Here is a 4,944-nt window from a genome sequence, read left to right as displayed (position 1 = left end):
TCGCGGACGGCGGTTCCACCACGGGCACGCTCGCCGGCGGCCGTCAGCTCGGCGAGGGCGGATTCGGTGCCGTGTTCAGGCATTTGGGTTAATCAGGATGGTGCGTCGAACGGGTTGACGGCGCCGCGTGGTCCGTCGCAGCAGCGGGTGATCGGGCAGGCTCTGGCGGCCGCGGGAGTGTCCGCGTCCGAGGTGGATGTGGTGGAGGCGCACGGTACGGGGACGAGATTGGGTGACCCGATCGAGGCGCAGGCGCTGCCGGCGACATACGGGCAGGGCCAGGCGGATGGCCGGCCGTTGTGGCTGGGGTCGGTGAAGTCCAACATCGGGCATACGCAGGCGGTGGCGGGTGTCGCCGGTGTGATCAAGATGGTGTTGGCGATGCGGCACGGGGTGTTGCTGCGGACGCTGCACGTGGATGCGCCGTCGTCGCGGGTGGACTGGTCGGCGGGCAATGTGCGACTGCTCACCGAGCCGGTGACGTGGCCGGAGGCGGCGTGGCGTAGCCGAACAGGATCCGACGGGACCGGTTTTGTGAGTAAAGGGCTCGCGGACAGCTTCTGATGCCGATCGCGGCATGGGAGTTCATGGCTGGGGATCGGTAAACTACGGCGGATCGGGGGTGTGGGCGAGGCCTACGATGAATGCGAGGCCGTTCGGGGTGCCGAGTCCTGTGACGTCGTCGTATCCCGTTCGGAGGTAGATCGTCTGTTTCTGGTTGAGTGTCCGGAGTTCGGTTTTGTAGCCATCGGTGGGGTTCTCGTTGTTGGTGTAGTACACATCGACGACGGCAGTGGCGCGGTTTGAGCTGGACGGGTCGTAGTACGCGGGAGTGTTGGCCATCCGGTACAGCGCGTAGTTCGCGAATCCGGTCGGATGTCCGGTTAGTTGGTTGGTCAGGGCCGTGATGCCGGCGAACAGGGGGGTGGCGAGGCTGGTGCCGCCGAGGCGGTACTCGATATATTTCGTGGTGCCGTCTGAGGAGGTCTCGGTCTGGCCGACGAGGTAGCCGGTGTTCGGGTCGCCTAGTGCGGCTACGTCCGGCAGTGTCCGTCCCGGTTTGCTCGTGAAATATTCGGATATCGGGAACGGTACGAGTCCTGTCTGGTACCGCGGCTGGGTGAAGAGTTTACTTACGCCGCCGCCTCCGCCGGCAAGGAATGTGCCGGGTGGAGGCGGCGTCCACGAGCCGTCGGTCTGTGTGGTTGTCGCGGTTTCCCATCCGAACTCGAACAGCCGCGACCCGTTTTGTGAGATTCCAGCTGATGTGCCGCCAACAGCGGTGACGAACGGGTCGGATGCCGGGTACACCACCCCCCGTACTTTCTTAATTTCAAGGTTGTCGCCGTGGTCCCCGGTGGAGAAGAAGATCCCGATCCCCTGGAGCGCGGCTTGCAGGAACGTCGAGTGGGCGGCGTTGACGTCGCCGGTCGGGATCTCGTTTTCCAGGAAGCTGTATGTCCCGCTGACGACGTCGGCGAGATGTTCATCGACGATCCGTTGCAGGGCGTCGGTCATGTCGGAAAGCTGGCAGCTCGCCGCTCCCACGTAGGCAATGTCGGCGCCGGGTGCCATGCCGTGGACTGCCTCTACGTCGAGCGTTTCCTCGCTGTAGGAGACCTGTTCCTTGCACACGCCGGCGCTTACCGCGGCGTTGTGGCCGAAGAAGAAGTCGGGGGGGAAATATTGGCGGAACTGCCCCGGTTTGAATGGCGGTTCACCCTGCCGGGTGGCCCAGGTGTTCACATCTCCCATAATCGTCGGCGAGGCGTAGGAGCCGAGGATCGCCACGGTGGTGCCACGGCCGTCCAATCCGTTGTGGGTCAGGTCGTCGATGCCGTAGAGACTCCTCACCTGGCTCGGGGAGTATCCGCAGACCGCGAGTGGTGGCGGGACCCCGCCGGTCCTCGGCACACTGTCGATAACTGGGTAGTCCGCCGGGTACTTTTCACCGTGGTAGGAGGAGCATGTCGGTGGCCTGACGAATACCGGCAGGGGTGGGGCCGGTGTGTGGTCCGTGGCCGTGTCGATGGTGAGGGCCCCGATCGACAGGATGGCGCCAGCGAAGCCGACCGGCACGCTCGGTGTCCGGGACGGTGCGTGTACTTCCGTTCCGTCGTGGGTGTAGGTCCTGATGTCGGTATCGAACGTCGCCTCGAACGCGGCGACCGAGCCGTGCACGCGGATCGAGCGGTTGGTCGAGGACATCGAGACGATGTCGAAACCTTGGCGGATGAGCCACCCGCGGATGTCGTTCACGGTGTCGTCTGTGGCGGCGTACGACGCCTTGAATTGGTTCTGGGTCAGGAAGTGACGGTAGGAGGCGTTTGCTGGGTCCGATACCGCTGTCGCCGCCGTTTCGGCACCTGCGGGGTCCCGCAATGCCAAATAGACCGTGACCTGGACATCCTGTCCGCCAGGGACGTCGCCACCATCGTTTGGCCATATCGCGGCGGGCCCGGCGAGTAACGCTCGTAGCCACCTGGGCGCCGCGTCAGTCCCGACTGCCGGTACGGTCACGGCCGTCATCGCCACCAGTGCGACGAACACCGCCACCGACCGGGGCACTCGTTGCCGAATCATCGTTCGGGTGCCTCGCCGATGACGGTGTCGTGCCTTGCTGTGTGAGCCTCTGTGTGAGCCGTGGCGACGTCGTGGCGGTCGTAGGGAAATTCCCACCTGTGGCGGTTCCTGGTTTCGCTAGTGCTGTGGCCGGGTTGGTTCGCGGTGTTGTGGGTGGTGGTGGCCGGGTAGGTCGGTGGGAGAGGTATCCGGTCTGATCTGGGGGGTGTGTGATGGCAGCGCCGGTCAGGGTCCGCAGACTGACTGATCAGGAAGGGCAGCGGCTGCAGCGGATCGTGCGCCGGGGGACGACCAGCACGGTGCGTTACCGGCGGGCGATGATGCTGCTGGCCTCGGCGGGTGGGAACAGTGTGCCGGTGATCGCCCGGCTGGTCGCCGCGGACGAGGACACGGTCCGCGAGGTGATCCACCGGTTCAACGACAGGGGGCTGGCCTGTCTGGACCCTCGGTGGGCGGGAGGCCGTCCCCGCCTGCTCGGTCCTGACGATGAGGAGTTCGTCGTCGCGACGGCCACCACCCGTCCGGTCCGGCTCGGGCAGCCGTTTACCCACTGGTCGCTGCGGAAACTCGTCGCCTACCTGCGTCGGGCGCCGGGGCGAGTGATCCGGATCGGCCGGGAGACGTTGCGCTGTCTGCTGGCCCGCCGCGGGGTGAGCTTCCAGCGGACCAAGACGTGGAAGGAGTCCACCGACCCTGACCGGGACGTCAAACTCGACCGGATCGAGCAGGTCGGGGAGGCGTTCCCGGACCGGACGTTCGCGTTCGACGAGTTCGGGCCGTTGGGGATCCGCCCGACCGGCGGTGCCTGTTGGGCCAGGCAGGGCCGTCCGCAGCGGGTGGCTGCGACCTATCACCGCACCGAGGGGGTGACCTACTTCCACGGCTGCTACTCGGTCGGTGAGGACCGGTTGTGGGGAGTCAACCGCCGCCGCAAGGGTGCCGCCCCCAGCCTGGCCGCGTTGAAGTCGATCCGCCGAGTCTGCCCGGACGGCGCCCCGATCTACATCATCTTGGACAACCTCTCCGCGCACACCGGGAGCAGGATTCGGTCCTGGGCGCGGCGGAACAGGGCCGAGCTGTGCTTCACCCCGACCTCTGCGTCCTGGGCGAACCCGATCGAGGCGCAATTCGGCGCGTTGCGCCGGTTCACGATCGCCAACAGCGAGCATCCGAACCACACCGTCCAGACCCGCGCGCTGCACGACTACCTGCGCTGGCGCAACGCTCACGCCCGCCACCCCGACGTGCTGGCCGCCCAACGCCGTGAACGCGCCCGGGTCCGTAGCGAGAAACACATCCGTTGGGGCGGCCGTCCTCTGCCCACCGCAGCATGATCACAAAAGCCGGTGAACATATCGGGCCACAGCACTAGACGGAGTGATCTCGATGTTCGTGCCGCGGCTGCGGGGCTGGCTCCGTCCGCTGAGACGACAGGCCGGCGTTCGGTCGACCCGAGGGCTGTACCGGGCGTTCGAAGCGTCCCATCAAGCGGAACAGCGCGATCGCTGCCGCGAATAGTCCGGTTGCCAACAGCGGCCGCTGCCGGGCCGCCGAGGCTAACTCGACCCAGACGGCGAAGAAAATGACGAGTACCGCGGCCAGACCGCAGGACGCGATCTTGGAATGAATGGTTTGACGTAGACACCCGTAGGAGATCAGACTCAATGCCGTCACTGAACCAACCAGAACTACATACATCACTGATGCCTCCAGACGATGTCGTTTGCGCACCGCGCTCGCCAAGAGGATGTCGGCTCTCGCGAAGCGTCGGAGCCGGACACTCGTTCATGTTTACCGACGGCAGCGACGCACAACGAATCCAGCTGGACCACTCGCGCGACCGCTTGGCCGTCGACGTCCGCAGCCGCCAATGGATTATCGCCGATGACCTCCGGCGGCGAAGAGGAGAGCGGGGCTGCTGTCTTCGGGTTTCGTAGTTTCCAGATCACTCCATCGACGAAGAAATGGTGTATCTGGAGTGCCACGAATATCACCGCCGTGCTGAACGCCAGCGATTGGCCGAACTGACTCCCCAGTCGGGGTATTATCCAGAAAAGAAAGAACGCAAGCGCGACGTTGACACCGACCCACCGTGCGGATTCGGAAACGGCGAAGTTGACCGACGGCTTGCGCCCCGTCGAGTCGATCGATTCTTTGAGGTGTACGTTCCAGGCAATGAACAGGTACTGCATGCTATGGAAGAACGGTATGACCGCGAAGTAATATCCAGGTGGCGCCGCCATGAACCAGATGTACTGGGTCACTACCGGAACAAGCATGATCATGGGGAATGGGATCCGGCCCTTCATCGGCCGGCGGACGATGTGGAAGACGAGGACCGCCATGCTCGCCCACATGGCG

3 protein-coding genes and 1 pseudogene are annotated in these 4,944 nt (G+C 65.1%); 2 read left to right on the top strand and 2 right to left on the bottom strand.

The features are described 5' to 3' along the window. Positions 1–531: pseudogene (locus U9977_RS25695) on the top strand (hypothetical protein); the annotation flags it as partial. Positions 532–606: 75 nt separating this feature from the next. Here U9977_RS25695 and U9977_RS25690 read toward each other — a convergent pair. Beyond that, positions 607–2,583, bottom strand: a complete 1,977-nt coding sequence (locus U9977_RS25690) for a S53 family peptidase (protein ID WP_322751859.1) — start codon at positions 2,581–2,583, stop codon at positions 607–609. 212 nt (positions 2,584–2,795) lie between these two features. Here U9977_RS25690 and U9977_RS25685 point away from each other — a divergent pair, with 212 nt between their 5' ends. Continuing rightward, complete coding sequence (locus U9977_RS25685; RefSeq protein ID WP_322751858.1) at positions 2,796–3,917, top strand: IS630 family transposase; 1,122 nt, start codon at positions 2,796–2,798, stop codon at positions 3,915–3,917. A gap of 363 nt (positions 3,918–4,280) precedes the next feature. Here U9977_RS25685 and U9977_RS25680 read toward each other — a convergent pair whose 3' ends face one another. Further along, positions 4,281–4,928: a hypothetical protein gene (locus U9977_RS25680; RefSeq protein WP_322751857.1), complete on the bottom strand. Its 648-nt coding sequence runs from the start codon at positions 4,926–4,928 to the stop codon at positions 4,281–4,283. Between the last annotated feature and the right edge of the window lie 16 nt (positions 4,929–4,944).

The sequence above is a fragment of the Protofrankia sp. Cas8 genome (genome assembly GCF_963555845.1).
In the GTDB taxonomy this organism is placed as follows: Bacteria; Actinomycetota; Actinomycetes; order Frankiales; family Frankiaceae; genus Protofrankia.
This window is presented reverse-complemented; position numbering and strand designations above follow the sequence as displayed.